Raw genomic sequence first — 25,096 nt, 5'->3', positions numbered from 1 at the left:
GAATTCCTAACGATCAGCGTTGTGGTGCGAGTTGCGCGTTCAGATAGACGGTGACGAGCGCGGCGCGCTTGGCGTCCTCGATCTTGTCGGCGCCCGCCGCATGGCCGCCTTCGGGGTTCTCGTAATAGAAGAAGGGGTCACCATACGCTTCCAGCCGCGCCGCGAATTTGCGCGCGTGGCCGGGGTGGACGCGGTCGTCCTCGGTCGAAGTATAGATGAACGGCACGGGGTATTTCACGCCGCGCTTCAGATTTTGGTATGGCGAGTATTTCCCGATGAACGCCCAGTCCGCCGGCTTGTCAGGATCTCCATATTCGCCCATCCACGACGCACCCGCCGACAAATGTGAATATTTCTGCATGTCGAGCAACGGCGATCCCATCACGATCGCGCCGTAGAGATCGGGTCGCTGCTCCATCGCAACGCCGACCAGCAACCCGCCGTTCGACCGCCCCGATACCGCGATCTTGCGTTTGGCGCTGACTCCGCTCCGCACCAGATCGTCGCCGACCGCGTGGAGATCGTCATACGCCTTTTGCCGGTTCTCGCGCAGCGTCGCCTGATGCCAGCGCGGGCCGTACTCGCCGCCGCCGCGGATGTTGGCGAGCACGAACGCGTTGCCCTCCTCGACCCAGAACAGCCCGGCCGGGCCCGAGCGATACGGCTGATCGACCAGATAGGTCGGCGTCTGCGCGTTGCGGAACCCCCCATAGGCATGGACGAGCGCGGGCACCGGGCCCGTCGTGCCCTTCTTGCGCACGAGGAAATACGGGATCTTCGTCCCGTCCTTCGACGTCGCGAACCGCTGCTCGACCTGCATCCGGGCCGCATCGAACCGCGCCGGCAGTGTGTCGACCGCGACCGGCTTGACAGCTGGTCGGACCGCATACAAGGCAGGCGGGCTGAGGAACCCCTCGACCATCGCATAGGCCAGATCGTCCTTGCCGGCGGTCGCCTCAAGATGGATCGTCGACGCGGTAGGCAACGCCGCGACCGATTGGGTCCAGACACCGTCCGCACCCCGCGTCAGCGACACCAGCCGCCCCGACACGTCGTCGAGCATCTTCACCCACAACACCGACTTGCTCGAATCGACCTGTTCGACGGCCTGTTTGGCGGTCGGCACCAGCACGCGCTCGATCGTCGGTGCGCGCCCCGCCAGCACGTCGGCGATCGCATAGGCGACCACCGCGCCGGCAGGAATGCCGCGCCAGTCGGACGACAGCGTCGCGATCAGCCGCCCATCGAGCACCGTGTCGATCACCGCATCGTCGGGCAACGGCGTCGCCACCAGTCGGCCATCGGCAGCGACATGACTCCGCTTGGCATGGAAGAAATCGACGTCGCGCGACACCAGCGCATAGCGGCGGTCGCCCTCGGTGAAGACCGCCGTATTGATCCCGACATCGCTCGGCGCGGCGCTGGCGATCTCGGTCGCGGCGGACAGCGGTGTGCCGCGTCGCCACAGCTTGGCGGTCCGCGGCAGGCCCGAGCTGGTGAGGCTGTCCGGCCCAAAATCGGTCGCGACATACAGCGCGTCTGGCCCGGCCCAATTCACTCCGGACTTGAACATCGGTACGACGAAGCCGTTCGCGACGAACTTGCCCGAGGGGATGTCGAACTCGCGCTCGACCACCGCGTCGCCGCCGCCGTTCGACAACGCGATCATGCAGCGATCGTAGGAGGGCGATCGGCAGGTCGCGCCCTTCCAGACCCAGCTCTTGCTCTCGGCCTTGCCCAGCGCATCGACGTCGATCAGCGTCCGCCACACCGGCTTGCCGCTGCCGAACGAGGCGAGCGACGCGACCCGCCACAGCCCGCGCGGATTCGCCTTGTCCTGCCAGAGGTTGACGACCTGATCGCCGAGAATCTGATCGGGCGTCGCGATCTGGCGCGCGTCCTGCAGCAGGTCGAGCGCGCGCTGGCGATACGCGGCATAACCCGGCTTGGCTTCGAGCGCGGCGAGCGACCGCGTGTTCCACCGCTTGACCGTATCGAGCGCCCGCGCGCCGTGGATGTCCTCTAGATACGCGTTCGGGTCTGCGGCCGGAGGCGGAGCCGAAGTCGGTGCGGGCGTCTGTGCCAGCGCGGTGGTCGAAAGGGCCAGCAAGGCCAGGAACGGCAAGCGTCTTTGCATCATCACTCTCTTTCGTTCGATGATGCGACCTTAGGCAGCCTAGTCCGCTCTGCTAACCCCTTCTCTCCAGCCGATCCGCGATCAGTCGGCCTTGAGCGCGAGCAGCGCGAACGTCGCCAGCCAATGCTCGCCCATGTAATCGTCCGCGAGGTGCGGCAGCGCCTCCGCCAGGTGCGCGTCGGCGATGGCGCGGGCGGCGGCAGGATCGGGCAGCGCGTCGGCGATCGTCCGCCAGCACCACGCGCGCGACAGGTTCACGCCGTCGAGATGCGCGAGCCGGCCGTCCGACCGGTCGCTGACGATCGCGGGGGAGCGCAAGCACGCCGTCGCGGCACCGAACGGATCGGGCAGGAACGCCGCCAGCCACGGTGCGAACTCGGCCCCGAGCACGTCCCTCATCAACGCCGCCTCGCAGAGCGTCGCCGACAGGAAATCCTCCCCGCTCGGCTCGAACGGCCGGCAATCGCGATCGTCGCCGTACCAGTCCCGCGCGCGCGCCTCGATCAGCGCGGCGAGCGTCGCGTCGTGCGTCCGCGCCCAGCGCAGCGCGTGGACCAGCGCGAACGCGGTGCAGTCGTGCTTGCCGCTGCGGACCGGATAGATCAGCTTCGGCAGGTACGCCGCAAACCGGCCTGCGAACGCGCGTGCCAACGGCTCGACCGCCGCCGCCCACGGCCGATCGGGCCGCAATGCCAGCTCGTCATGCAGCGCTAGCAGCCAGCCCCAGCCGTAAGGCCGCTCGAACCCGCCGGTGCCCGGCCGATCGAGATAGGCGACCTCGCCCGCGATCAAGGCAGGAACGAGCATCCGATGCGCTAGCGCCTCGACCTCGGCGGCTTCGGACATGTCCGGATGTAGCCGCGCAAGCCGCATCACCTGCCACCAGCCATGCACGCAGCTGTGCCAGTCGAAACTGCCGTGGAATACCGGGTGCAGCGTCTTCGGCAGCGCGAGGTCGCCGGGGCCGTCCAGCACTTGGTCGAGCTTGTACGGCCATTGGCGCGTCAGGTGCCCCAGCGTCAGCCCGGCGAACCGCGCCGCGGTCGTGCGATCGAGCGTGTCGGTCATTCCATCATCCCGTATCGGTGCAGGTCGGGTGTCAGCTGCTGTGGTCCGCGATGATCTGCCACGCGGTCCCGCGCCGTTCGAACACCAGCGTCGTCATCCCGCTTTCCACGGTCGACGGCCCGGTCAGCGTCCAGCGTGCGAACAGCATCGCATGCCGCGGATCGATCCCGCGCATCTCGAGGACTGCGAACGACAGCGTGCCTCGCGCATTGCCGACGCCGCGGAAGCTCGGCTGATATTTGGCCGCGATCGCCGTCTTGCCGCGCAGCAGCCCCTTGGGCGTCACGAACACGGCATCGTCGGCATACACCGCCATGAACCGCGCGAGATCGCCCGCATTCCAGCCCGCCGCGCTCACCGCCATCGTCTGGCGGATGGCGGTCTCGGCCGGGACCTGTGCAGGCGCCGCGGCGGCGCTCATCATCACGATCGGCACCAGCAGAGCACGCATCATTCTTTCCCCACCAGTTCGAGCAGCGCCGGTTCGTCGACGGGCTCCGAAAACAGGAAGCCCTGGTACAGACCACAGCCGCCCGCCGTGAGCAATTCGAGCTGCGACGGCGTTTCCACGCCTTCGGCGATCACCGCGAGCCCGAGCGACCGCGCCATCGTGATCGCACCGGCAACCACCACCCGGTCGCGCGCCGATCCGTCGATATCGCGCACCAGCGACTTATCGATCTTGACGTAATCGAGCGGCAGCGACTTCAGATAGGCCAGGCTCGAATAGCCCGTGCCGAAATCGTCGATCGCAACGCGGCACCCTGCCCCGCGTAGCTCCGCCAGCAACGCCGATGCAGCCGCCAGGTCTTCGATCAGCCCGGTCTCGGTGATCTCGACGGTCAACCGCCCGCGCGGAAAGCCGCTTTCGTCGACCCGTGCCAGGAACAGCGCCGCGAACCCCGGCCGCGTGATATCCGCCGCGGTCAGGTTCAGTGAAACCCGCAACGTGTTCAGCGCCGCCGGCCAGGCAACCGCACGCGCGAGCACCAGCCGCTGGATATGATCGGACAAGGCGATCCCCAGGTCGGCGCGGTCGGCGGCGTCGAACAGCGTGTCCGCGCCGAGCGGCCCCAGCGTCCGGTGGCTCCACCGCGCCAGCGCCTCGACACCGGTGATCCGGCCGCTCGCGATTTCGACCTGGGGTTGCCAGCGCAAGTCGATCTCGTCGCGTTCGATCGCGTGATGCAGGTCGATCGCCAGCGCATCGATTGGCGCGACGCCGTCGGGCAGCGCGACATGCAACACCGATCCGTCACTCGCCTTGGCTTCCGCCAGTGCTTCGCTGGCGCGGCGCAGCAACGCCGCCGCGTCGTCGCCCGGCTGCCGCTGCGCCACCCCGAACCGACAGCCGAGCACGGCACGCGTATCGGCCACCGCGAACGGCCGCGCGAGCGCCGCGTCGAGCGCGGTGATCGCTGCCGTCACCGCTGCACCCGACGCCTCGATCACCAGCGCGAATTCCGACCCGCCAAGTCGAGCGACCATCGAGTCCACGTCGATCGCCGCGTGCGCGATCGTCTCGGTCCGCCGCACCGCTGTCTCGATCAATGCGTCCACCATCGGCCGCCCATGCGCCGCATTGACGATATCGAGCCGCGACAACGACACCAGCACCACCGCGACCGGGCAGTCGGCGGCGATCCGGCCGATGATCCAGCGGCGAACGTCGCCGGTTTCGCGGTCGTACAGCGTTGCGCCAGGAATCCTGCGCCGGTCGACCGCGCTCCCAGAAGAGCGGACCGCATGGCGCCCGGCGAAGCGGAGCGCCTGGATCAACTCGCTATCGGCTGCCGGGCTCGTCAGGAATTGCGTTGCGCCCGCATCGAAGAACTCGCCGATCGCCTCGACATCGCCGCGCGACACCAGCACCAGCAGCGCCGCGCCGTTGGTGGCGACCAGCCCGCCCAGCGCGAGCGTCGCCGCGATACCCTCGTCGAGCGCGCCGCGCGCGTCGATCAGCGCCACCGCCGCGCCACTTGCAAGAAAGCGGCTTTCGATCGCCACGGCATCGCTCGTCACTGCAGCATGCCAGTCCGCACCGGCGCCGGCATCGGCCAAAATCCTGGCGATCTCATCGCGTTGACGGAACGATACCGCGAACAGCGTCGTTGCCGTCTGCATGTCTTCCATATCCGTCGCACCCCACCCCATCGGTGCGAGCCTAGCCGCAGCGTCGCTGCCCGCCAATCCATTACCGTCCGGTTCGGCCTTGTTCGAGGCCCCTCCTGTGCTTAGCTCGTCTATGATGATCGACACCGCCAACCCCCTGCCCGGCGTTCCGGCGCAAAAGCCGTTGCGGGACACGCATGGCCGAACGATCAAGTATCTCCGGATTTCGGTGACGGACCGGTGCGATCTTCGGTGCCGGTATTGCATGGCCGAGCAGATGACCTTCCTCCCGCGTGCCAAGTTGCTGAGCCTCGAAGAGATCGCGATCATCGCCGAGCGGTTCATCGCACGCGGGGTCACCAAGATCCGGTTGTCGGGCGGTGAGCCTCTCGTCCGCCGCGATGTCGCCGAACTCGTCCAGCGCCTGGGCCACAACATCGGATCTGGCCTGGAAGAGTTGACGATGACCACAAACGGCACGCGTCTCGCGCAGCATGCCGAGGCGATGGTCGACGCCGGCATTCGCCGCGTCAACGTCAGCATGGACAGCCGCGACCCGGAGCGTTTCCGCTACATCACCCGTCATGGCGACGTGTCGCAGGTGATCGGCGGGATCATGGCGGCGCGCGACGCGGGACTGGCGATCAAGATCAACATGGTCGCTTTGAAAGGTTTCAACGAGGACGAGATCGCGCCGATGCTCGCATGGTGTCGCGACGAAGGCTTCGATCTGTCGCTGATCGAGACGATGCCGCTCGGCGCGATCGACGAGGATCGCACCGATCGCTTCCTGCCGCTGACCAAGGTGTTCGACGACCTGGGCCGGCAGTTCATGTTGGCGCGCGATGCGTACAAGACCGGTGGCCCGGCGCGCTATTGGAACGTCGACGGCACGCGCACCCGGCTCGGGCTGATATCGCCGCTGACCGCCAATTTCTGCGACGGCTGCAACCGCGTTCGCCTGACGACCGAGGGTAAGCTCTACATGTGCCTCGGCCACGATGATCAGGTCGATCTGAAGGCCGCGTTGCGCGAGGGCGGCACGGCCGGGCTCGACGAAGCGATCGATGCCGGGCTCTTCGCGAAGCCGAAGGCGCACGATTTCCGTATCGGCGTCGGCGAGCGCCCTGCGGTCTCGCGTCACATGAGCGTCACCGGAGGATGAGCCGGTTCGAGCGGCTGGCGCTGGTCGCATCCACGACCCCGCCCGCTCGCGCCGCCGAAGCCCAGCTTTCCGATACGGGCGACTGGGTGGCGGTCGACGAAGCCGACGCGATCATCGCGCTCGGCGGCGACGGTTTCATGCTCCAGACGCTCCATGCCATGCTGGAGCGCCGCAAGCCGCCGGTGCCGGTCTTCGGCATGAACCTCGGCACGGTGGGGTTCCTGATGAACGAGTGGCGCCATCATGGCCTGCTCGATCGTCTCGAGCGCGCGAAGCCCTTCAAGGTCGTGCCGCTAACGATGACCGCGATCGGCGTCGATGGCCGAACCCACACTTTGCCCGCGATCAACGAGGTGTCGTTCCTGCGAGAGACCCGCCAGACCGCCAATCTGGAGATCACGGTAAACGAGCGGATCGTGCTGCCCGAACTCGCCTGCGACGGCATTCTGGTCGCCACGCCCGCCGGCTCGACAGCCTATAATCTGTCCGCGCACGGCCCGATCCTGCCGCTGGGCTCGGGCATGATCGCGCTGACCCCGATCAGCCCGTTCCGTCCGCGGCGCTGGCGTGGAGCGATCCTGCCCGACAAGGCCCGGATCGGCGTCCGCGTCCTCGATGCCGCCAAGCGGCCCGTATCGGTGGTCGCCGACCAGCGCGAAATCCGCGATATCGCCCGCGTCGACATCTGCATGGACCGCGCCCGCGAGCTGACACTGCTGTTCGACCCGGAGCATGCGCTCGACGACCGCATCACGATGGAGCAGTTTATCTCCTGACGCGGCTGCCCGATGCAGGGCCGGAACGAAAGTTTACGGATTTGCGTCGAAACCCGCTTGCATGATCCGGAGGGCCAGTTATAGAGCCGCCCTCGGCAACGATCCCTGATAGCTCAGCGGTAGAGCTCTCGACTGTTAATCGAGTGGCCGTAGGTTCGAATCCTACTCAGGGAGCCACCCCGCCTTGGAAAAGGGCGGAGTTGGCCGATATCGGAAACGGTGCGATGCGCGCCTTTGTCCTCGACAGCTGATCTTACAGCCTCGCCTTTGGCGCCGTGTAAATTCCGACCCCTGGCGCGTCTTCTCGTCGTATCTCTAGCCCGCTGCGAAGCGCTACTTTCCGATCAGCTTCGAACGACGTCCGGCATCAGGATATAGCCGTTGCCGCGCACCGTGCGGATGATCTCGGTCGTATCGAACGCCTGCAGCTTGCGTCGGAGGCGGCTGATGTTCACGTCGATCGTCCGCCCCCGCGACAGGCTCTCCGCCCTGCCCGACTGCGCGATCATGTCGTCGCGCGTGTGGACGACCTGCGGCTGCGACACGAACACGTTGAGCAACTGGAACTCGCCGTCGGTGAGACGAACTGCGGTACCGTCCGGCGTGTGCAGCGTCCGCATGCGGCAGTTCAGGGTCCATCCGGCGAACGAGTAGGCCTCGATCCGGGCTAAAGGCGCTGCCTCGCTCGTTACTGGCTCGTGGACTCCCGAGGGAGCATGCGTCGCAGCCCCGCGCCGCCTCAACACCGACCGGATGCGCGCCAGGATCTCCCTGGGGCTGGACGGCTTGGTCACATAGTCGTCGGCGCCGAGTTCGAGCGCGACCACCCGGTCGACTTCGCCCGCGAGCGCCGAGAACATGATGACCGCCGGCGCATCGCCGCTTTGCGTCAGACTGCGCAGCACCGACAGGCCGTCCTCGCCCGGCATCATCATGTCCAGCACGACGAGATCGCATGCATGATGCGCCAGCCACGCGCGCAGCGCTGCCCCGCTCTCGACCGCCTCAGCACGCAGGCCGTGATCAACCAGGAATTCGGTGAGCAGTTCCCGCAGACCGGGATCGTCGTCGACGATGACGATCCGCGCACCGCCGACGACATGGTCATCGACATCGCTCGGAGCGGCTGAGCTTTCGGGAAAACCTGGATGGAGTGTGATCATGCCGACGCCCTGCATCGCGTGTTTGTCCGGGATATTTCAGGCGTAACGCTCACGTCGTGCGCGCGACACGGTTTGCGATGATCTGTTATGCAGCGACGACGTGATGCGGCCGGGGATCACGCCGTCGCCGTCCAAGGCAACGTTCGCGCGCGGGGCCTTCGGTTCTTTCATGAGCCCGGTGATCGGCGCGGCGCGATCACTGGAACGTTGCGCCGCTCGCCATCGCCTTGCGGGGACTGAGCCCCTGCTGCTCGAGAAACTGGTTGAGCCCTGCCACCAGCGCCCGCGCTGCGGCGCTGGTCAATGCGACCCGCCCGACGATGACGATGAGCGAGCGGTCACCTCGCGTCGCGCCCGTCATCCACGGTCAGTCCTGCGCAGGAACGCGCGCGTCGCCTTCTCCCTCGACGCCTGCGCTGCCGATCGACCGGTCGATCATCCCGGACCGGCTCATCCACCAGAACAGCGCCACGCCCGGCAACGCGAGCACGGTCGTCAGAAGATAGAAATTCACATAGCCCATCGCGTCGATCAGTCCGCCCGCCGTGGTGCCGGTCACGATCCGGCCGACGACGCTCGCCGCTGCCGAGATCAGCGCGAACTGCGCCGCGGTGAAACGCAAATCGCACAGCGCAGAAAAATACGCGATGACGACGACGCCGCCGAAACCGCTGGAGGCGTTCTCGAAGCCGATCGCGCCCGCCATGCCGATATTCGAATGGCCGGCCGCCGCCAGCGCGGCGAACGAGAGGTTCGACACGCCCATCAGCACGAGCGACAACAGCACCGAGCGCTTCATTCCCATCCGCGCATACAGGATGCCACCGATGAAGATGCCGACCAGATACGCGAAGAAGCCGACGCCGACATCGTAGAACGCGATCTCGTCGCCGGTGAAGCCGAGATCGTCGAACAGCAGGCGCAAGGTCAGGTTGGCCAACGTGTCGCCGACCTTGAAGATCAGGATGAAGGCGAGGACCACGAATGCACCTTCGCGCGAGAAGAACTGCACGAACGGCACCCAGATCGCGCGGAACCCCTCGCCCAGCCCGCGCCGTTCGATCGGCGGACGGCGACGTTCGGGCTCACCGAGCACCAGTCCCGCCAGCACCGCCGGCAGCGCGAAGATCGTGCAGGCCAGATACGCCGCGCTCCAGCCCGCACGCTCCGCGACGACCAAGGCAAGTGCCCCAGCACCCGCAGAGCCGATCCGCCAGCCATATTGGCTCATGCCGGAGCCGACGCCCAACTGGCGCGGTTCGAGGATCTCGATCCGGAACGCATCGATCACGATATCGAACGTGGCCCCCGCCGCACCGACCAATATCGCCGCGGTCGCGGTACTGGCGATGCTGGCCGACGGATCGACCAGCGCGAGGTTCACCACCGCCGCGATCACCAGCGCCGCCGTGACGATCAGCCAGGAAACGCGCTGACCGAGGCGATCGATGATCGGCAGCCGGACACCATCGACGATCCATGCCCATAGGAATTTGAGATTGTAGACGAGGAAGGCGAGACTGAACGCGGTCACCGTCTTCTTGTCGATGCCGCTAGCCGCCAGCCGCGTGGTCAGCGTCGCGCCGATCATCGCATAGGGAAAGCCCGACGACATCCCGAGCGCGAGGGCTGCCAGGGGCGCCTTCTCGGCATAAGGCCGGAATCCGTCGCTCCAGCGCTTGCCTGCGGTGTCGTCCATACGCAAAACTTCCCTACTCGATCGAGCAGGACCCTAGCGCGAAAACCGCGGGATGCCAGCGCAGGCTGGCGTCAATGACAGCTAGGTCAGCGTCGCGAACAGTCTGAACCCCGGCGGCAGGCGCTTCGGCGTCGCGCCACCGATCCGTGCGTCGATGACCGCGATCGCACCGATCAGGTCGCGCGGCGCATAGGGCTTCGCCAAGCAACCCGTTGCCAGCGCCATCGCCTCGTCCGGAAAGTTGCCGGTCACGAACATCACCGGCACGCCGCGCGCCTGCGCCGCGCGCGCCACGTCGAGACCCGAGCCGTCGGCGAGATGAACGTCGACCAGCACCAGGTCGATCTCCGCATTGCCATCCGTATCGGTGCTGTTGGCGATGATCGCGAGCGCATCGGCGACGCGGTCGACCGTCGCCACGATCGTGTAGGCCGCCTCGGTCAGGAAATGCTCGTTGTCGAACGCGATCAGCGGCTCGTCCTCGACCAGCAGGAGGCGCACGATGTTTCGCTTCTTCTTGCCGAACAACATGATGGTCGAGACCCCACAGCGTACCGAACGATCGTTACGCTTGTGGGTCTAACGCACCGCAACACGAACGGTCGCAAATATTTCGCGCTTGGCGCCGATCCATAGTATCAGCCGCGCCATGACGACTTCAAAAGACGATAACCCGACTGCCAGCCCGTCGAACGACGCGCCCGCAACCTCCCCCGAAACGCCGGCCGCACCGATCAAGGGCGACCGTATCGCCAAGCTGCTCGCGCGCGCCGGGATCGCCTCGCGTCGCGATATCGAGCGGATGATCGCCGAGGGCCGCGTCGCGCTCAACGGCAGCATTCTCGACACGCCAGCGACGATCCTGCGCAACCTCAACGGCGTGACGGTCGACGGCGACCCAGTCGAGGCTCCGAGTTCGGCTCGGCTGTTCCTGTATCACAAGCCGACCGGGCTGCTCGTCACCGAGCGCGATCCCGCCGGCCGTACGACGATATATGACCGCCTGCCGCAGGAACTGCCGCGGCTGGTGCCGGTCGGCCGCCTCGATCTCAACACCGAGGGGCTGTTGCTGATGACCACCGATGGCGGGCTCAAGCGTCAGCTCGAACTGCCCGCGACCGGCGTCGAGCGTGCCTATCGCGCGCGTGCTTACGGTAACATCACGCAGCCGCAGCTCGAGGATCTGATCGAGGGTATCGAGATTGAGGGCGTCCGCTACGGCTCGATCAACGCGAATATCGAGCGGCGTACCGGCGCAAACGTCTGGATCGAAATGATCCTGACCGAGGGCAAGAACCGCGAAGTCCGCCGCGTGCTGGAGCATCTCGGGTTGCAGGTCTCGCGGTTGATCCGCACACGCTATGGTCCGTTCGTGCTCGGCGACCTGCCGCCGGGGCAGATCGGCGAAGTGCTTCAGCACGACGTCGTCGCGTTCCAGAAGGAACTGGCCAAGGGTCGACCCGAGGGTCCGGGTGCGCGTGCGAACATCGGGATCAGCGCGAGTGCCGGTGCGGGGGCCGGGATCGGCGCGCGGTCTAGCCAGCGTGGCAGCAACGCGCCGCGGTCTGCTCCGACGACGCGACCGGTACCGGGTGCGCGTCCCGTTTCGGGGGCGCAGCCTGCTGCTGGTGCGCGCACGCCGGTTCGCAGTCCGTATGCTGCGCCTGCAAGCTCGGGCTTTTCGAGCGGCGCGGTACCGACCGATCGGCCTTCGCGACCGGCACGTCCGGAGCGGATTCGTCCGACCGCGGCGATGCAGCGCGGCGACGTCAACGATCCCTGGGCTCGGCCCGATACACGCAACGCGGCGCGGCCGACGGGCACGCATCACGCCCGGCCGACGAGTGGCGAGACGTCCAAGCCGTATGTGCGCCAAGAGCGTGCGGATCGCGGCGAGGAACTGAGCACGAGCCCCAAGATCAAGCATTTTCGCGCCGCCAAGCCACCGCGGGAGCGCGCTGCGCCGTCGCGCGTCGGTGCGGGCGCTACAGTACAGCGTCAGGAACAGCCGCGGGGCTTTCGTCCGCAGGCCGACGATACACGGGGGCGTAGCTCGCTCGACAAGCGCGCCGCGCGGAGTGCCAGCGGGCGTCCGGGTGCCGAGCCACGACCCGTGCGTTCGGAGGGTCCGGCGCGGCCTGAACGCGGCAGCCGTCCTACGGTACCTGGCAAGGGTCCGTCGGGAGGGCGCGGTCATCCGCCCCGTGCACCACGTGGAGGGAAGCGCTGATGCGGATCATCGCAGGCCAATGGCGTGGTCGCCCGATCGTCGCGCCCAAGGGTGATTCCACCCGTCCCACCGCGGACCGGATGCGCGAGACGTTGTTCTCGATGCTGACCAGTCGCGTCGGAAGCTTCGAGGGGTTGGCGGTCGCCGATCTGTTCGCCGGCTCGGGTGCGCTTGGCATCGAGGCACTCTCGCGCGGCGCGGCGACGTGCATGTTCGTCGAATCGGACAAGCTGGCGGTCGACGCGCTCAAGGCCAACCTCGCCAAGCTGGAGATCCGCGGCGATGTCCGCGCGACGTCGGTGATGGCGCTCGGGCCCGCGCCGGCGCCGCTCGACGTGATCCTGATGGATCCGCCCTACAACACCGGTGCCGGGCTGGTCGCGCTCGACAAGCTGTCGCGGCTGGGGTGGGTCGGACCGGCGACGTGGATCAGCCTGGAGACGGCAAAGGCCGAGGTCGTCGAACTTGCTGGTTTCGAGGTCGACGCCACACGCGTGCACGGTAAGGCACGGCTGACGCTCTTGCGGCCAGTCTCCGCATAAAAGCGTGCTCTCCCGCAGAGGCGGGAGAGCATTCTACCTGTCGGTCGTGCGGCCGAGGATCAGCAGCCCGCCAAGGCTCAGCACCCCGGCCGCCATCAGATACCCGCCGACCAGCCACAACCCATGCGGGGCCAACGCCTCAGCGACGATCGGCGCCAGCGCACCGCCCAGCACGCCGCCAAGGTTGAACGTCATCGACACGCCGGTGTAGCGCACCCCCGCCGGAAACAGGCTCGGCAGCCAGCCACCGAGCGGCCCGTACGCGAACCCCATCACGAACAGCGCGCCCGACAACCACAGCCACACCGTAAACAGCGATCCGGAGCCGAGCATCGGCCCCATCAGCGCGCCGACGCCGATGCACCCGGCAAACCCGATCGCGAGCATCCGCGCCGCGGAATGACGGTCCGCCAGAACGCTCGCGACGATCACACCCCCTGCGAGGAACCAGATCGCGACGAGTTCGACGCCAAGGAACGCCTCGCGCGAATAGCCGAGCGTCTTGGTGCCGTAACCAAGCGCGAACGCGGTCGCGAGGTAGAAGAGCGCGAAGCACGCGATCACCCCGAACGTGCCGGCCAGCGTCGCGCGGAGGTGCTGCGTGAGAAGCGTCGCGATCGGTACCTTAGGCAGTGCCTCGGTCGCCTCCGCTTCGAGGAACGCCGGCGTCTCGGTCAGCTTCAGCCGCACCCACAGGCCGAGCCCGACGAGAATCGCGCTGAGCAGGAACGGGATGCGCCAGCCCCAGGCGATGAACTGCGCCTCGTCGAGCACCAACCCGATGATCAGGAACAGCCCGTTCGCGGCGAGGAAGCCCACCGGGGCGCCAAGCGGCGGGAACATGCCCCAGGTGTTCTTGCGGTGCGGCGGCGCGTTCTCGACCGCCAGCAGCGCCGCGCCGCCCCATTCGCCGCCGAGCCCGAGCCCCTGCCCGAGCCGCATCAGGCACAGCAGCGCCGGGGCGATCCAGCCGACCTGCGCATAGGTGGGGAGGAAGGCGATACCGACGGTCGATCCGCCCATCAGCAACAGCGACGCGACGAGCGTGGACTTACGCCCGATGCGATCACCGAAATGCCCGAACACGATCGCACCGACCGGGCGGGCGACGAAGGCTAGGCCGAACGTCGCGTAGCTCAGCAGCAACTGCGCCGACGCGGACTGGCCCGAAAAGAACAGCGGCCCGAAGACCAGCGCCGCGGCGGTCGCGTAGATATAGAAATCATAGAACTCGACCGCAGTGCCGACCAGGCTGGCGGCGAGGATGCGGCGATGAGAGGCGAGCGTCGTCATGGACACGGTCTCGCCGGGGAGGCGGTTCCGGTCAACCGATTGCGGCTTACAATTCTCCCCCGACAGGGGGAGGTGGCGCGTAGCGACGGAGGGGGAGGAAGCGCAACCGAGGTTACCCTTTCCCCCCCTCCGTGCGGCAAGCGCCAGCCACCTCCCCCTGGCGGGGGAGGATCAGACTGGGAGGACTATGCGTGCGACCAAGCCCGGCGCGTTGTCGGCGAGTTCGAAATGACCATCGTGCAGGCGTGCGACCGCTTCGATCAGCGCCATGCCGAGGCCCGCACCGGGGGTGGACCGCGCACTGTCGAGGCGGCCGAAGCGCTTCAGCGCCTGGGCACGGTCGGAGGCGGCGATCCCGGGGCCGCGGTCCTCGACCTGGATCGCGACGCCGTCGGTGCGGTGGACGATCCGCAGCGTCACTTCGCCTCCCCCGGCGCCGTGGCGTAGCGCGTTGTCGATCAGATTGGTGATCGCCTGGCTGATCAGTTCGCGGTGGAGCTTCATCGGCGGCGGGCGGTCGTCGATCGCGATCGTGAAAACGAGGCCCGCGTCCTCCGCGACGGGCGCGTAGAGTTCGCCGATCTCTTCGAGCAGGTTCGCGGGCGATACCTCGATGAAGCGGTCGCGCGAGACCGAGCCGGAGCGGCTGATCTCAATCACCATCGTTAGCATCCGCATCACCAGATCGGTCTCAACCAAGAGGCCGCCCAGCGCCGCTTCCCGCGCGTCGGGATCGGCGATCAGGACTGCCTGCTCGGTCTTGGTGCGCAGACGCGCGAGCGGCGAGCGGAGGTCGTGTGCGAGGCTGTCGGTAACGATCCGCAGTTCGGCCATCACGCCTTCGAGTTTGCCCAGCATGACGTTGAGGCGGGCGGCAAGACGATCGAACGCATCGCCGCCACCCGCGATCATGTCGACGCGGCGCGACAGATCGCCCTCGCCAGCCGCCTCGATCGCCTTTGCAATGCCGTCGAGCCGGCGGCTGACGTAGCGCGTTAGGACAAGCCCTCCGACCACGCCAAGCGCGAGCGACAGGAACACGGCAACCGCGAGTGCGCGCTCGATCGCGCGTTCCTCCGCGGCGATCAGGTCGAGATTGCGGCCGGTCAGGAGCCAGTAGCTGCCGAGTGGATGGAGCGCGTACCCAGTCTCGCGCGCCGACCACAGCTCGTCGGCGCCGAGTCGCGCGATGCGGAACTGCGTGATGCGAAGCGGGACCGCGAGCCGTTCAGGCGCGATGCCGACGACTGCCCTGCCCTTCGGGTCGACCACCGCAAGCACGAGCGAGACATCGCCGGGGACGACTGCGCTGTCGATCGCCTGACGGATCGCGGGGAGACCACCGTTACGCCAGACCGCGCGCAGGGCTTCCGATTGTTCTGTGGTCTCGCGCCGGATCGCGTCGATCGCGTCCGCGCTGGTCGTTTTCCAAACGAAGCCGACCAGCGCAAGATTGGAAATCAGCGCGAGTGCGATCGAGAGCAACGCAATTCGCGCTGTTACCGAGAGGCGAATCACCCTTCTACGGCGAGCCGGTAGCCTGCGCCGCGGACCGTGTGGAGGATCGGCGTCGGGAAACCTTCCTCGAGCTTGCGGCGGAGACGGCCGATATGGACGTCGACGACGTTCGAGCCCGGGTCGAAATGATAGTTCCAGATCTTTTCGAGCATCATCGTGCGGGTAACGACCTGACCGGCATGGCGGGCAAGGAATTCGAGCAGGTTGAACTCGCGGGCGCCCAGCGGGATCGAGCGGCCGGCGCGAGAGACGGCCCGGGCGAGCAGGTCGATCTCAAGGTCGCCGACGGAGAGCTTGGTCTTCTGCGGCTCGGTCGCGGCGCGGTCGGAGCGGCGGAGCATGGCCTCGATCCGTGCGGAGAGCTCGGCGAACGAGAAGGGCTTGCACAGATAATCGTCGGCGCCGGCCTTGAGGCCATCGACGCGATCGTCGACGGCGGCGAGCGCGGACAGGATCAGGACCGGCGTGGCGATGCCCGCGGCGCGAATCGCGCTGACCATCGACAGGCCGTCGAGACCCGGGAGCATGCGATCCGCGATGATGAGGTCGAAGATGCCCTCGCTTGCCAGGAACAGGCCGTCGCGGCCGTCTGCACAGGCTTCGATTGCATGGCCGGCCTCGGCCAAGCCCTTGGCAAGATAGGCGGATGTCGAGGCGTCGTCCTCGACGATCAGGATCTTGCGGCTCAACGCGGTATCACCTTCCCTGCCACCGAAATCGGTCACTATCTCCTGCCCTCATAAACGGAAAGGCCGGCGGAAAGAAATCTTCCCACCGGCCCCCACGGTACCCCCGGGAGTGACGGGCACCGATCTCTGAAAACTCGCGCAGCGTTTTGCTGGCCACGTGTTGGTTCTAGGATCGGGCGGGGGTCAGGGCGATGACCGAGGGGTGACAATTTCGTCATGTTGATGTTGTTCGATAAAGCACTTCAAGACGCGGACACACGATGCCCCTCCCCGTCATCCCGGCGGACGCCGGGACCCATGGTTGCGGAGTGGGTAGTGGTCGCGCGCCATCACATGGTCCGCCGTATCCGTGGGTCCCGGCGTTCGCCGGGATGACGGAGGGGGCGCGCAAAGGCGTGAGCCCAGTCTGGGCTCCCGCCTTCGCGACGGAACATGCCTACTTCTTGTCGAGGATCGCTGCGATCGCCGAGCCCACGTGCGCAATGTCAGCCATGCCGTCGACGCGGTGGACCAGGCCTCGTGCGTCGTAGATCGGCAGGATCGGTGCCGTCTTCGCGCGGTATTCAGCCATGCGGTTGTGAACCGTTTCCGCGTTGTCGTCGGGACGGCGCTTGAACTCGGTCGAGCCGCAGACGTCGCAGACGCCGGCAACGACCGGCTTCTTGTAGCGATCGTGATAGCCCGTGCCGCACTTGGCGCACGTGTAGCGGCCGACCACGCGGTCGATCAGCGCAGCTTCGTCGACGCCCAGTTCGATCACGTAGTCGAGCGTGCGACCGCGATCGGCAAGCAGACCGTCGAGCGCTTCCGCCTGTGCCGCAGTGCGCGGGTAGCCGTCGAATATGACGCCGTTCGCCGTGTCCGACTGGTCGAGACGCTCGCCAATGATGCCCGACACGATCTCGTCAGAGACGAGACCGCCCGATTCCATGACCGACTTCGCCTGGAGTCCGACCGGCGTCCCGGCGGCGACGGCTGCACGCAGCATGTCGCCGGTCGAAAGCTGGACCATGCCGCGCTCGTTGACGAGCGTGGCGGCTTGCGTGCCCTTGCCCGCGCCGGGCGGTCCAAGAAGGATGATATTCACGAAACGCACTCCCCTCGTTCGTGCAGGATTTTTACCGCGTTAGACCCGCAGCTTAACGAAGTCGATTGCCCTTGAGCTTCGCCTTCTTGATCAGGTCGCCATACTGGTGCGCCAGCAGGTGCGACTGAATCTGCGTCACGGTGTCCATCGTCACGTTAACGACGATCAACAGGCTGGTGCCGCCGAGATAGAACGGGATCTGCAACGCGGTCACCAGATATTCCGGCAACAGGCAGATGATCGTCAGATACGCCGCACCGATCACCGTGATACGCGTCAGCACGTAATCGAAATAGTTCTCGGTGTTCTTGCCTGGGCGGATGCCGGGGATGAACCCGCCATTGCGCTTCAGGTTGTCTGCGGTTTCCTCGGGGTTGAAGACGACCGCGGTGTAGAAGAACGAGAAGAAGATGATGCCGGCGCCGTACAGCAGCATGTACACGGGCGAGCCGTGCTGCAGATACTGGTTGAGGGTGATGATGAAATCACCCCACTTCGATTCACCTGCAACGCGCTGACCCGCGAACTGCGAGATCGTCAGCGGCATCAGCAACAGCGACGACGCGAAGATCGGCGGGATGACGCCGGCCGTGTTGATCTTCAGCGGCAGATGGCTGCGATCGGCCTGCATGCCGCGCTGAGTCTGGCGCTTGGGATACTGGATCAGGATGCGGCGCTGCGCGCGCTCCATGAAGCAGATGAAGAGGATCAGCACTACGACCGCGACGATGATGCCGATCAGCTTGATCGGATCGAGCGAGCCCGAGCGGCCGCCTTCGAGCAGGTTGACGAGCGTTACGGGAAGATGCGCGACGATGCCGGCCATGATGATCAGCGAGACACCGTTGCCGATGCCGCGGCTGGTGATCTGCTCGCCGAGCCACATCAGGAACATCGTACCGCCAATCAGCGAGATGACCGCGGCGACGCGGAACATCATGCCGGGCTCGATGACCGCCTGGATGCCCTGTGCCGCGCCAAGCGTCTCAAGGCCGACGGCGATGAAATAGCCCTGCACCGCGGTCAGGCCGACGGTGCCGTAGCGCGTGTACTGGTTGAGGCGCTTGCGACCCGATTCGCCGTCCTTCTTGATGGCGGCGAGCGTCGGCGACAGCGAGGTCGCGAGCTGCACCACGATCGAGGCGGTGATGTAGGGCATCACGCCGAGCGCGATCAGCGACATGCGGCTGAGCGAACCACCCGAGAAGGTGTTGAAGAAATCGAGCACGCCGCCCTGCGTCTGCTGCGACAGCAGGCCGAGCGCGGTCGGGTCGACACCCGGCAGCGGGACATAGCTGAGCAGGCGGAAAATGATCAGCGCACCGATCGTGAACCACAACCGCTTCTTGAGGTCGGTCGCCTTCGCGAATTTCGAAAGGCTGATGCTTTGCGCCATCTGGTCGGCTGCGGATGCCATGCGTGTGATCGTCCTGGAAACAAAGAAGGCGGGATGCGTTGTGACCGCCCCCGCCGCTCATATAGGCGCACGGGCGCGCTTGTCTAATGGCTAAGGCGGATATGGATAGGTGGCGGGACCACCTCGTCAATCGATTTACCCTGCCACATCGGTCGCACCCGGACCAATTAACCCATTCCGTTCGTCCCGAGTAGACGTCGAGCTTGTCGAGACGGCATATCGAAGGACTGGCCCGCTTGGGTCTTGTACCTCGATACGAGTTCTCGACTACGCTCGACCTCTACTCGGCACGAACGGGATGGGGAGAGATGGCGAGGGTTGCCGCGGCGGAGCGTCTCAGACGCCACAAACGAAAAGAGAGGAGGCGCACTCGGCGCCCCCTCCCCCATCAAGGTCAGGCCTTGAACGACGCCTTGTGCGCCGCACGCTCCTTGTACTTCACGCCCTTCTTAGCGGCAGCCTTCTCGGCTGCGGGGACGAAGTGGATCACCTCGACCTTGCCGCCGATCTTCTCGACCGCTTCGATCGCGCCCTTCGAGGCACCGTCGACGGTGAACGAGAGGACCGTGGTCAGCTCGCCCTTGGCGAGGAGGCGGACGCCGTCCTTGCCGCCGCGTGCCAGGCCAGCGGCCTTCAGCGCGTCGTGGTCGAGCGTGGCGTTAGCCTCGATCTTGCCGGCGTCGACCGCGAGCTGGATCGCGCCGAGGTTGACCTCTGCGAAGTCCTTGCGGAAGATGTTGTTGAAGCCACGCTTAGGCAGACGCATGTGCAGTGGCATCTGGCCACCTTCGAAGCCGGCGATGGACACGCCCTCGCGGCTCTTCTGGCCCTTCTGGCCGCGGCCTGCGGTCTTGCCCTTGCCCGAGCCGATGCCGCGTCCGACGCGCATCTTGGACTTACGGGCACCTTCGTTATCGCGGAGTTCGTTGAGCTTCATGGTAATGCACTCGCTTTCGCTTGTTACGCGCTGGTTTGAAATCGCCGGGTTCGAATCCGGAAATGAGGAAGGGGGCCGTTAGCCCCCTTCCCGGTATTTGTCACTAGGTAGCGTGAAGGCTCAGCCTTCGACGGACACCATGTGCTGCACCTTGCGGATCATGCCGCGGACCTCTGGGCTGTCTTCCAGCTCGCGGGTCTTGTGCATCTTGTTGAGACCGAGACCGATCAGCGTTGCGCGCTGATCCTTCTCGCGGCGGATCGGCGAACCGGTCTGCGTGATCTTGATGGTTGCCATGATCGCTTACTCCGTGATCGCAGCTGCATCGGCCTCGGCGGTCTTCGAACCACCATGGCCGAGCAGATCGGCGATCTTCTTGCCGCGACGCTGTGCGACGGCCTTGGGCGAGGTCTGCTCGCCAAGGGCCTCGAACGTGGCGCGGATCATGTTGTAGGGGTTCGACGTGCCGACCGACTTGGTCACAACGTCCGCAACGCCCAGCGATTCGAAGACTGCGCGCATCGGGCCACCGGCGATGATGCCCGTACCCTGAGGCGCCGACCGCAGCGTGACCTTGCCGGCACCGAAGTGACCGTTGCCGTCATGATGCAGCGTGCGACCGTCCTTCAACGGAACGCGAACCATCTTCTTCTTGGCAGCAGCCGTAGCCTTCGAGATGGCTTCCGGCACTTCGCGTGCCTTGCCATGACCGAAGCCTGCACGACCCTTGCCGTCGCCGACGACGACGAGCGCTGCAAAGCCGAAGCGCTTACCGCCCTTGACCGTCTTCGAGACGCGGTTGATGTGCACCAGCTTCTCGATCAGCTCTTCGCCGCCATCGTCCGCACCCGGACGACCGCCACGATTGTCGCGACCGCGACCGCCGTCGCGACCACCGCGGTTGCCGCCTGGGCCACCGCTGCGGTTGCCGCCGGGGCCACCACGACCACCGCCGCCGCCGCCACCGGGACCGCCGCGACCGCGACCGCCACCGTTGTTGCCCTGGTAGCCAGTGCTCTGCGGGACATTCTGAGCCGTGACGTCCTGTGCGGTCGTCTCGGGAGCGATTACTGCCGGCGTGTTGTTTTCGTCAGCCATGTCTTAGAACTCCAATCCGGCTTCGCGCGCGGCATCGGCAAGAGCCTTCACGCGACCGTGGTAGAGGAAGCCGCCGCGATCGAACACGACCTGGGTCACGCCCGCTGCCTTGGCAGCCTCGGCGACGCGCTTGCCGACCGAAGTCGCCGCGTCGATGTTGGCGCCGGACGTGCCGCGCACGTCCTTCTCCAGCGTCGAGGCCGATGCGACCGTCGTGCCGGCGGCATCGTCGATCACCTGGGCATAGATGTGCTTGCCCGAGCGATGCACCGACAACCGCGGACGGGTGCCTGCACGTGCGCGGAGCGCGGTACGGTTGCGGCGACGCCGCTTGGCGAAAAGAGAAAGTCCCTTGGTCATTACTTCTTCTTCCCTTCCTTGCGGAAGATGAACTCGCCGTCGTACTTGATACCCTTGCCCTTGTAAGGCTCAGGCTTGCGCCACTGACGAATTTCCGCGGCCAGCTGACCGACCATCTGCTTGTCCGAACCCGAGATCTCGATCGTCGTGTTGTCGGGGGTCTTGACTTCGATCCCCTCCGGCACGTCGATGTTGACGTCGTGGCTGTAGCCGAGCTGCAGCTTGAGGTTGCGGCCCTGCGCTGCGGCACGATAGCCGACGCCGGTGATCAGCAGCTTCTTGGTGAAGCCTTCCGACACGCCGGTGACCAGGTTCTGCACCATGGTCCGCTGCATGCCCCAGAACGCGCGAGCGCGCTTGGTATCGTTGGCCGGCTGCACCGAAATGCCGCCGTCTTCGATCGTGTAGCTGATCTCGTCGCGAAGCGGCATCTTGAGGGTACCCTTGGGGCCCTTCATCGTCAGCTGCTTGTTCTCGATGGTCGGCGTGATGCCTGCCGGTACGGAGACCGGCTTCTTACCAATGCGGCTCATCAGAACACCTCCGCGAGGACTTCGCCGCCGACGTTCTGCTCGCGTGCTTCGGAATCCGACAGCACGCCGCGAGGCGTCGAGACGATGGTGATGCCGAGGCCGTTACGGACGCGCGGGAGTTCCTGCGAGCCGGAATAGACGCGACGGCCGGGCTTCGAGACGCGCGCGACATGCTTGATCGCAGGCTGGCCCTCGAAATACTTCAGCTCGATGCGAAGGCCGGCCGCGGGGCCCATCTGCTCTTCGCTATAGCCACGGATATAGCCTTCGCGCTGCAGAACGTCGAGCACGCGGACGCGCAGCTTCGACGCCGGCGTGAGGACGGAGTCCTTCTTCGCGCGCTGGCCATTACGGATACGGGTGAGCAAATCACCCAGGGGATCGGTCACTGCCATGATTTAGTCCTTACCAGCTCGACTTCGTGACGCCGGGGATGAGGCCCTTGTTGGCCAGATCGCGCAGCTGAATACGGCAGAGCCGGAACTTGCGGTAATAGGCGCGCGGGCGACCGGTCAGCTCGCACCGGTTACGGATGCGGGTCGGGTTCGCGTTGCGCGGCAGTGCCGCCATCTTGAGGCGAGCGATCAGACGCTCACCGTCGTCGAGCGTCTTGTCCGCTGCGATAGCCTTCAGTGCCGCGTACTTCGGGGCATACTGCTTGACCATGCGCTTGCGGCGCTCGTTCTTGTTGACTGAACTCAGTTTCGCCATCGACTTAAGTTCTTTCTTTCTTCTGCCCCCTCGCCTCTACGGGGAGAGGGTCGGGGTGAGGGGCAGCCCAACAGGACCGCGCCTCCTTTTTCGGGCGGGGCGAGGGAGACTCACTCCCCCTCACCCCAACCCTCTCCCCGAGGGGAGAGGGAGTTACTTAAGCTGCCTTCTTCTCGTCGGCAGCGTCGTCTTCGATCGGGAACGGGAAACCGAACAGACGGAGAAGCTCGCGAGCCTCGTCGTCCGTCTTTGCGGTCGTCGTCACGATCACATCCATGCCGCGGACCTTGTCGACCCGGTCATAGCTGATTTCTGGGAACACGATCTGCTCCTTGATACCGCAGGCATAGTTGCCACGGCCATCGAAGCTCTTCGGGTTGAGACCGCGAAAATCGCGGACGCGGGGAAGAGCGATCGTGATGAAACGGTCGAGAAACTCGTACATGCGCTCGCGGCGAAGGGTGACCTTCACGCCGATCGGCATGCCTTCACGCAGCTTGAACTGCGCGATCGACTTCTTGGCCTTCGTCACGACAGGCTTCTGGCCGGCGATCAGCTCCATTTCGGAAGCAGCCTGGTCGACCTTCTTCTTGTCCTGCGTGGCTTCGCCGACGCCCATGTTCAGCACGATCTTGTCGAGCCGCGGGATCTCCATGACGTTCTTGTAACCGAACTTCTCGGTCATCGCCTTGATGATCGTCTCGTCGTACAGCTTGCGCATGCGCGCAACGTAGACGGCCTCGGTGCCGGTGTTCTCAGCGCCAGTGTTCTGATCAACCATTGATCTTCTCCCCGGTCTTGACGGCGACGCGGACCTTCTTGCCGTCCTGCTCCTCGAAGCGGACGCGGGTCGGCTTGCCGTCGGCGGTCACATGCGCGACCTTCGAAACGTGCATCGGTGCTTCCTTGCGGATCAGGCCACCCTGCGGGTCACCCTGAGTCGGCTTGGTGTGGCGCACGGCGATATTGACGCCCGATACGACGACCTTGTCGGTCTTCGGCATGGAGACGGTGACTTCACCGGTCTTGCCCTTGTCCTTGCCGGACAGAACGATGACCTTGTCACCCTTCTTGATACGCTGCGACGCCATTATAGCACCTCCGGCGCAAGGCTGATGATCTTCATGTGCTTCTTGCCGCGCAGCTCGCGAACGACTGGGCCAAAGATACGGGTGCCGATCGGCTCCTCGTTCTTGTTGACCAGCACCGCGGCATTGCCGTCGAAGCGGATGACCGTACCGTCTGCACGGCGGATATCCTTGGCGGTACGCACGATCACCGCGCGGTGAACGTCGCCCTTCTTCACACGGCCACGTGGCTGCGCTTCCTTGATGCTGACGACGATGATGTCGCCAACGCCTGCAACACGACGCTTGGAACCCCCAAGCACCTTGATGCACTGCACCCGCTTCGCGCCGCTGTTGTCAGCGACGTCGAGATTGGACTGCATCTGGATCATGGATCCGTATCCCTTCTCTGTCTCTGGGGTCGATACCGACCGAACCCCGCCTAAAAAATCACCCCGCCACGGACGAACCGCAGCGGGGAGGAGCGGCCGCTTAGCCGTTCCAGTTTACGAAAACAAGAGCGCAGGAGGTTTCCCCCCTGCCCTCATGTTTGATTCAGCCCTCGGCCGAAGCCCGCTCCGGCGTCGCGTGGGTGTTGACCCGCTCGATCACCTTCCAGGTCTTCAGCTTGGAGATCGGTGCGGTCTCTTCGATCCGCACGGTCTCGCCCTGCTTGAACTCGTTGCTCTCGTCATGAGCATGATACTTCTTCGAGCGACGGATGATCTTCCCGTAGAGCGGGTGCTTCACCTTACGCTCGACGTTCACGACCACCGTCTTGTCGCCCTTGTCGGACACGACCAGACCGGTCAGCACGCGCTTCGGCATGATACGTTCCTTACTTCGCGGCTTCAGCGCTGGTGCGCTGAGCCTGCAGGGTCTTGATGCGAGCGATGTCGCGGCGGACCTCACGAACGCGGCTCGGCTTTTCGAGCTGGTTCGTGGCGGCCTGGAAGCGCAGGTTGAACTGCTCGCGCTTCAGTTCGCCGAGCGACTCCGACAGCTGGTCGTCGCTCTTGGTCTTCATGTCGTCGATACGAGCCATGATCTTACTCGCCTCCCAGATGCGAGGTGTCGCCCAGGCGGGCAACGACCTTTACCTTGATCGGCAGCTTCATGGCCGCCCGCTCGAACGCCTCGGCGGCGATCTTGCCGTCGACGCCGTCGAGCTCGAACAGGATCCGACCCGGCTTGACGCGAGCGGCCCAGTATTCCGGCGCGCCCTTGCCCTTACCCATGCGGACTTCGGCTGGCTTTCCCGAGACCGGAAGGTCTGGGAAGATGCGGATCCACAAACGCCCCTGGCGCTTCATGTGACGCGTGATCGCGCGGCGGGCCGCCTCGATCTGGCGTGCGGTGATCCGGTCGGGTTCCATCGCCTTGAGGCCGTAGGAGCCGAAATTGAGCGAGAAGCCACTCTTGGCGTCGCCCGAAATCTTGCCCTTGAAGGCCTTCCGGAACTTGGTCTTTTTTGGTTGCAGCATGTCTGTTCCT

General features: G+C 65.8%; 30 protein-coding genes and 1 tRNA gene. 5 read left to right on the top strand and 26 right to left on the bottom strand.

Annotation, left to right across the window (positions count from 1 at the left end; all coding sequences use genetic code 11):
* Positions 1 to 13: 13 nt before the first annotated feature.
* The 4 genes from ASF09_RS01845 to ASF09_RS01830 form a co-directional block, all read right to left on the bottom strand.
* Positions 14 to 2,140, bottom strand: a complete 2,127-nt coding sequence (locus ASF09_RS01845; RefSeq protein WP_235529495.1) for a prolyl oligopeptidase family serine peptidase — start codon at positions 2,138 to 2,140, stop codon at positions 14 to 16.
* A 78-nt stretch (positions 2,141 to 2,218) separates the two neighbouring features.
* Positions 2,219 to 3,205, bottom strand: a complete 987-nt coding sequence (locus tag ASF09_RS01840; protein ID WP_060524143.1) for a DUF2891 domain-containing protein — start codon at positions 3,203 to 3,205, stop codon at positions 2,219 to 2,221.
* Positions 3,206 to 3,236: 31 nt separating this feature from the next.
* Complete coding sequence (locus ASF09_RS01835; protein ID WP_235529493.1) at positions 3,237 to 3,659, bottom strand: YybH family protein; 423 nt, start codon at positions 3,657 to 3,659, stop codon at positions 3,237 to 3,239.
* Positions 3,656 to 5,329 carry an EAL domain-containing protein gene (locus ASF09_RS01830; protein ID WP_183128696.1) on the bottom strand — a complete coding sequence of 558 codons (1,674 nt, stop codon included), beginning with the start codon at positions 5,327 to 5,329 and terminating at the stop codon, positions 3,656 to 3,658. The genes ASF09_RS01835 and ASF09_RS01830 overlap by 4 nt, the downstream gene beginning before the upstream one ends.
* Before the next feature lie 121 nt (positions 5,330 to 5,450).
* On the opposite strand from ASF09_RS01830, the gene moaA reads away from it, so the two are divergent.
* The 3 genes from moaA (at position 5,451) to ASF09_RS01815 (ending at position 7,435) form a co-directional block, all read left to right on the top strand.
* On the top strand, positions 5,451 to 6,482 hold the full coding sequence (gene moaA, locus ASF09_RS01825; RefSeq protein ID WP_443024936.1) for a GTP 3',8-cyclase MoaA: 1,032 nt from the start codon (positions 5,451 to 5,453) through the stop codon (positions 6,480 to 6,482).
* Positions 6,479 to 7,258 carry an NAD kinase gene (locus ASF09_RS01820; protein WP_060524140.1) on the top strand — a complete coding sequence of 260 codons (780 nt, stop codon included), beginning with the start codon at positions 6,479 to 6,481 and terminating at the stop codon, positions 7,256 to 7,258. The genes moaA and ASF09_RS01820 overlap by 4 nt, the downstream gene beginning before the upstream one ends.
* A 102-nt stretch (positions 7,259 to 7,360) precedes the next feature.
* Positions 7,361 to 7,435 (top strand) — tRNA-Asn (locus ASF09_RS01815).
* Positions 7,436 to 7,602: 167 nt separating this feature from the next.
* Here the strand turns inward: ASF09_RS01815 and ASF09_RS01810 are convergent.
* The 4 genes from ASF09_RS01810 to ASF09_RS01800 all read right to left on the bottom strand — a co-directional run bounded on the left by ASF09_RS01810 (position 7,603) and on the right by ASF09_RS01800 (position 10,651).
* Positions 7,603 to 8,421 (bottom strand): response regulator, encoded by an 819-nt coding sequence (locus ASF09_RS01810; RefSeq protein ID WP_082444043.1) that lies wholly within the window; start codon positions 8,419 to 8,421, stop codon positions 7,603 to 7,605.
* Between the two features lie 196 nt (positions 8,422 to 8,617).
* Complete coding sequence (locus tag ASF09_RS19975; RefSeq protein WP_156359128.1) at positions 8,618 to 8,782, bottom strand: hypothetical protein; 165 nt, start codon at positions 8,780 to 8,782, stop codon at positions 8,618 to 8,620.
* Between the two features lie 6 nt (positions 8,783 to 8,788).
* Entirely contained in the window at positions 8,789 to 10,120 is a 1,332-nt protein-coding gene (locus tag ASF09_RS01805) for an AmpG family muropeptide MFS transporter (RefSeq protein ID WP_060524138.1), read from the bottom strand.
* 81 nt (positions 10,121 to 10,201) lie between these two features.
* Positions 10,202 to 10,651 (bottom strand): response regulator, encoded by a 450-nt coding sequence (locus tag ASF09_RS01800; protein ID WP_060524137.1) that lies wholly within the window; start codon positions 10,649 to 10,651, stop codon positions 10,202 to 10,204.
* Between the two features lie 118 nt (positions 10,652 to 10,769).
* Between ASF09_RS01800 and ASF09_RS19525 the strand changes: the two genes are divergently transcribed.
* Both ASF09_RS19525 and rsmD read left to right on the top strand, forming a co-directional pair.
* Entirely contained in the window at positions 10,770 to 12,350 is a 1,581-nt protein-coding gene (locus ASF09_RS19525) for a pseudouridine synthase (protein ID WP_082443983.1), read from the top strand.
* Complete coding sequence (rsmD, locus tag ASF09_RS01790; RefSeq protein WP_060524136.1) at positions 12,350 to 12,892, top strand: 16S rRNA (guanine(966)-N(2))-methyltransferase RsmD; 543 nt, start codon at positions 12,350 to 12,352, stop codon at positions 12,890 to 12,892. The genes ASF09_RS19525 and rsmD overlap by 1 nt, the downstream gene beginning before the upstream one ends.
* A gap of 33 nt (positions 12,893 to 12,925) precedes the next feature.
* Here rsmD and ASF09_RS01785 read toward each other — a convergent pair whose 3' ends face one another.
* The 18 genes from ASF09_RS01785 to rplP all read right to left on the bottom strand — a co-directional run bounded on the left by ASF09_RS01785 (position 12,926) and on the right by rplP (position 25,086).
* Positions 12,926 to 14,185, bottom strand: coding sequence for an MFS transporter (locus ASF09_RS01785; protein ID WP_060524135.1), 1,260 nt, complete (start codon positions 14,183 to 14,185; stop codon positions 12,926 to 12,928).
* 171 nt (positions 14,186 to 14,356) lie between these two features.
* Positions 14,357 to 15,670, bottom strand: coding sequence for a sensor histidine kinase (locus ASF09_RS01780; protein WP_197982975.1), 1,314 nt, complete (start codon positions 15,668 to 15,670; stop codon positions 14,357 to 14,359).
* A 29-nt stretch (positions 15,671 to 15,699) separates the two neighbouring features.
* Positions 15,700 to 16,392: a winged helix-turn-helix domain-containing protein gene (locus ASF09_RS01775; protein WP_056050249.1), complete on the bottom strand. Its 693-nt coding sequence runs from the start codon at positions 16,390 to 16,392 to the stop codon at positions 15,700 to 15,702.
* Between the two features lie 436 nt (positions 16,393 to 16,828).
* Entirely contained in the window at positions 16,829 to 17,479 is a 651-nt protein-coding gene (locus ASF09_RS01770) for an adenylate kinase (RefSeq protein ID WP_060524876.1), read from the bottom strand.
* Between the two features lie 52 nt (positions 17,480 to 17,531).
* The gene (secY, locus tag ASF09_RS01765) at positions 17,532 to 18,896 is read right to left on the bottom strand and encodes a preprotein translocase subunit SecY (protein WP_060524134.1); all 1,365 of its coding nucleotides are present in this window, start codon (positions 18,894 to 18,896) and stop codon (positions 17,532 to 17,534) included.
* Positions 18,897 to 19,290: 394 nt separating this feature from the next.
* A complete protein-coding gene (gene rplO / locus ASF09_RS01760) occupies positions 19,291 to 19,833 on the bottom strand; it encodes a 50S ribosomal protein L15 (RefSeq protein ID WP_056047631.1) in 543 nt (180 codons plus the stop codon).
* A gap of 120 nt (positions 19,834 to 19,953) precedes the next feature.
* Positions 19,954 to 20,130, bottom strand: coding sequence for a 50S ribosomal protein L30 (gene rpmD / locus ASF09_RS01755; protein ID WP_055872633.1), 177 nt, complete (start codon positions 20,128 to 20,130; stop codon positions 19,954 to 19,956).
* A 6-nt stretch (positions 20,131 to 20,136) separates the two neighbouring features.
* Positions 20,137 to 20,931 (bottom strand): 30S ribosomal protein S5, encoded by a 795-nt coding sequence (gene rpsE / locus ASF09_RS01750; protein ID WP_060524133.1) that lies wholly within the window; start codon positions 20,929 to 20,931, stop codon positions 20,137 to 20,139.
* 3 nt (positions 20,932 to 20,934) lie between these two features.
* The gene (gene rplR / locus ASF09_RS01745) at positions 20,935 to 21,291 is read right to left on the bottom strand and encodes a 50S ribosomal protein L18 (RefSeq protein WP_031393749.1); all 357 of its coding nucleotides are present in this window, start codon (positions 21,289 to 21,291) and stop codon (positions 20,935 to 20,937) included.
* Positions 21,291 to 21,824, bottom strand: a complete 534-nt coding sequence (gene rplF / locus ASF09_RS01740) for a 50S ribosomal protein L6 (protein WP_060524132.1) — start codon at positions 21,822 to 21,824, stop codon at positions 21,291 to 21,293. Before rplF ends, rplR begins: the two co-directional genes overlap by 1 nt.
* The gene (rpsH, locus tag ASF09_RS01735) at positions 21,824 to 22,219 is read right to left on the bottom strand and encodes a 30S ribosomal protein S8 (RefSeq protein ID WP_031393751.1); all 396 of its coding nucleotides are present in this window, start codon (positions 22,217 to 22,219) and stop codon (positions 21,824 to 21,826) included. The genes rplF and rpsH overlap by 1 nt, the downstream gene beginning before the upstream one ends.
* A 10-nt stretch (positions 22,220 to 22,229) precedes the next feature.
* Complete coding sequence (rpsN, locus tag ASF09_RS01730) at positions 22,230 to 22,535, bottom strand: 30S ribosomal protein S14 (protein WP_056015537.1); 306 nt, start codon at positions 22,533 to 22,535, stop codon at positions 22,230 to 22,232.
* A 157-nt stretch (positions 22,536 to 22,692) separates the two neighbouring features.
* Positions 22,693 to 23,256 carry a 50S ribosomal protein L5 gene (gene rplE, locus ASF09_RS01725; RefSeq protein WP_082441396.1) on the bottom strand — a complete coding sequence of 188 codons (564 nt, stop codon included), beginning with the start codon at positions 23,254 to 23,256 and terminating at the stop codon, positions 22,693 to 22,695.
* Between the two features lie 52 nt (positions 23,257 to 23,308).
* A complete protein-coding gene (gene rplX, locus ASF09_RS01720; RefSeq protein WP_056047623.1) occupies positions 23,309 to 23,626 on the bottom strand; it encodes a 50S ribosomal protein L24 in 318 nt (105 codons plus the stop codon).
* Positions 23,626 to 23,994, bottom strand: coding sequence for a 50S ribosomal protein L14 (rplN, locus tag ASF09_RS01715; RefSeq protein ID WP_031393755.1), 369 nt, complete (start codon positions 23,992 to 23,994; stop codon positions 23,626 to 23,628). The genes rplX and rplN overlap by 1 nt, the downstream gene beginning before the upstream one ends.
* A gap of 163 nt (positions 23,995 to 24,157) precedes the next feature.
* A complete protein-coding gene (gene rpsQ, locus ASF09_RS01710) occupies positions 24,158 to 24,430 on the bottom strand; it encodes a 30S ribosomal protein S17 (protein WP_031393756.1) in 273 nt (90 codons plus the stop codon).
* 10 nt (positions 24,431 to 24,440) lie between these two features.
* On the bottom strand, positions 24,441 to 24,647 hold the full coding sequence (rpmC, locus tag ASF09_RS01705) for a 50S ribosomal protein L29 (RefSeq protein WP_055872644.1): 207 nt from the start codon (positions 24,645 to 24,647) through the stop codon (positions 24,441 to 24,443).
* A 4-nt stretch (positions 24,648 to 24,651) separates the two neighbouring features.
* Positions 24,652 to 25,086 carry a 50S ribosomal protein L16 gene (rplP, locus tag ASF09_RS01700; RefSeq protein WP_031393758.1) on the bottom strand — a complete coding sequence of 145 codons (435 nt, stop codon included), beginning with the start codon at positions 25,084 to 25,086 and terminating at the stop codon, positions 24,652 to 24,654.
* Between the last annotated feature and the right edge of the window lie 10 nt (positions 25,087 to 25,096).

The organism is Sphingomonas sp. Leaf242 (assembly GCF_001422045.1).
Lineage (GTDB): Bacteria > Pseudomonadota > Alphaproteobacteria > Sphingomonadales > Sphingomonadaceae > Sphingomonas.
The sequence above is the reverse complement of the archived record's forward strand: the minus strand, read 5'-3'. Positions and strand labels throughout refer to the sequence as shown.

Excerpts from the sequence above, each read along its gene's own strand:
- ASF09_RS01800 (WP_060524137.1), bottom strand. The coding sequence starts at position 10,651 with ATGTTGTTCGGCAAGAAGAAGCGAAACATCGTGCGCCTCCTGCTGGTC.
- rsmD (WP_060524136.1), top strand. The coding sequence starts at position 12,350 with ATGCGGATCATCGCAGGCCAATGGCGTGGTCGCCCGATCGTCGCGCCC.
- rplN (WP_031393755.1), bottom strand. The coding sequence starts at position 23,994 with ATGATCCAGATGCAGTCCAATCTCGACGTCGCTGACAACAGCGGCGCG.
- rpmD (WP_055872633.1), bottom strand. The coding sequence starts at position 20,130 with ATGGCAACCATCAAGATCACGCAGACCGGTTCGCCGATCCGCCGCGAG.
- rplX (WP_056047623.1), bottom strand. The coding sequence starts at position 23,626 with ATGGCGTCGCAGCGTATCAAGAAGGGTGACAAGGTCATCGTTCTGTCC.
- ASF09_RS01835 (WP_235529493.1), bottom strand. The coding sequence starts at position 3,659 with ATGATGCGTGCTCTGCTGGTGCCGATCGTGATGATGAGCGCCGCCGCG.
- rplE (WP_082441396.1), bottom strand. The coding sequence starts at position 23,256 with ATGCGCAAGCTGTACGACGAGACGATCATCAAGGCGATGACCGAGAAG.
- rpsN (WP_056015537.1), bottom strand. The coding sequence starts at position 22,535 with ATGGCGAAACTGAGTTCAGTCAACAAGAACGAGCGCCGCAAGCGCATG.
- ASF09_RS01840 (WP_060524143.1), bottom strand. The coding sequence starts at position 3,205 with ATGACCGACACGCTCGATCGCACGACCGCGGCGCGGTTCGCCGGGCTG.
- ASF09_RS01820 (WP_060524140.1), top strand. The coding sequence starts at position 6,479 with ATGAGCCGGTTCGAGCGGCTGGCGCTGGTCGCATCCACGACCCCGCCC.
- rpsH (WP_031393751.1), bottom strand. The coding sequence starts at position 22,219 with ATGGCAGTGACCGATCCCCTGGGTGATTTGCTCACCCGTATCCGTAAT.
- secY (WP_060524134.1), bottom strand. The coding sequence starts at position 18,896 with ATGGCATCCGCAGCCGACCAGATGGCGCAAAGCATCAGCCTTTCGAAA.
- rplF (WP_060524132.1), bottom strand. The coding sequence starts at position 21,824 with ATGAGCCGCATTGGTAAGAAGCCGGTCTCCGTACCGGCAGGCATCACG.
- rpmC (WP_055872644.1), bottom strand. The coding sequence starts at position 24,647 with ATGGCTCGTATCGACGACATGAAGACCAAGAGCGACGACCAGCTGTCG.
- ASF09_RS19525 (WP_082443983.1), top strand. The coding sequence starts at position 10,770 with ATGACGACTTCAAAAGACGATAACCCGACTGCCAGCCCGTCGAACGAC.
- rplP (WP_031393758.1), bottom strand. The coding sequence starts at position 25,086 with ATGCTGCAACCAAAAAAGACCAAGTTCCGGAAGGCCTTCAAGGGCAAG.
- rpsQ (WP_031393756.1), bottom strand. The coding sequence starts at position 24,430 with ATGCCGAAGCGCGTGCTGACCGGTCTGGTCGTGTCCGACAAGGGCGAC.
- ASF09_RS01785 (WP_060524135.1), bottom strand. The coding sequence starts at position 14,185 with ATGACGACGCTCGCCTCTCATCGCCGCATCCTCGCCGCCAGCCTGGTC.
- ASF09_RS19975 (WP_156359128.1), bottom strand. The coding sequence starts at position 8,782 with ATGACGGGCGCGACGCGAGGTGACCGCTCGCTCATCGTCATCGTCGGG.
- ASF09_RS01805 (WP_060524138.1), bottom strand. The coding sequence starts at position 10,120 with ATGGACGACACCGCAGGCAAGCGCTGGAGCGACGGATTCCGGCCTTAT.
- ASF09_RS01830 (WP_183128696.1), bottom strand. The coding sequence starts at position 5,329 with ATGCAGACGGCAACGACGCTGTTCGCGGTATCGTTCCGTCAACGCGAT.
- rplR (WP_031393749.1), bottom strand. The coding sequence starts at position 21,291 with ATGACCAAGGGACTTTCTCTTTTCGCCAAGCGGCGTCGCCGCAACCGT.
- rplO (WP_056047631.1), bottom strand. The coding sequence starts at position 19,833 with ATGAAGCTCAACGAACTCCGCGATAACGAAGGTGCCCGTAAGTCCAAG.
- rpsE (WP_060524133.1), bottom strand. The coding sequence starts at position 20,931 with ATGGCTGACGAAAACAACACGCCGGCAGTAATCGCTCCCGAGACGACC.
- moaA (WP_443024936.1), top strand. The coding sequence starts at position 5,451 with ATGATGATCGACACCGCCAACCCCCTGCCCGGCGTTCCGGCGCAAAAG.
- ASF09_RS01845 (WP_235529495.1), bottom strand. The coding sequence starts at position 2,140 with ATGATGCAAAGACGCTTGCCGTTCCTGGCCTTGCTGGCCCTTTCGACC.
- ASF09_RS01810 (WP_082444043.1), bottom strand. The coding sequence starts at position 8,421 with ATGATCACACTCCATCCAGGTTTTCCCGAAAGCTCAGCCGCTCCGAGC.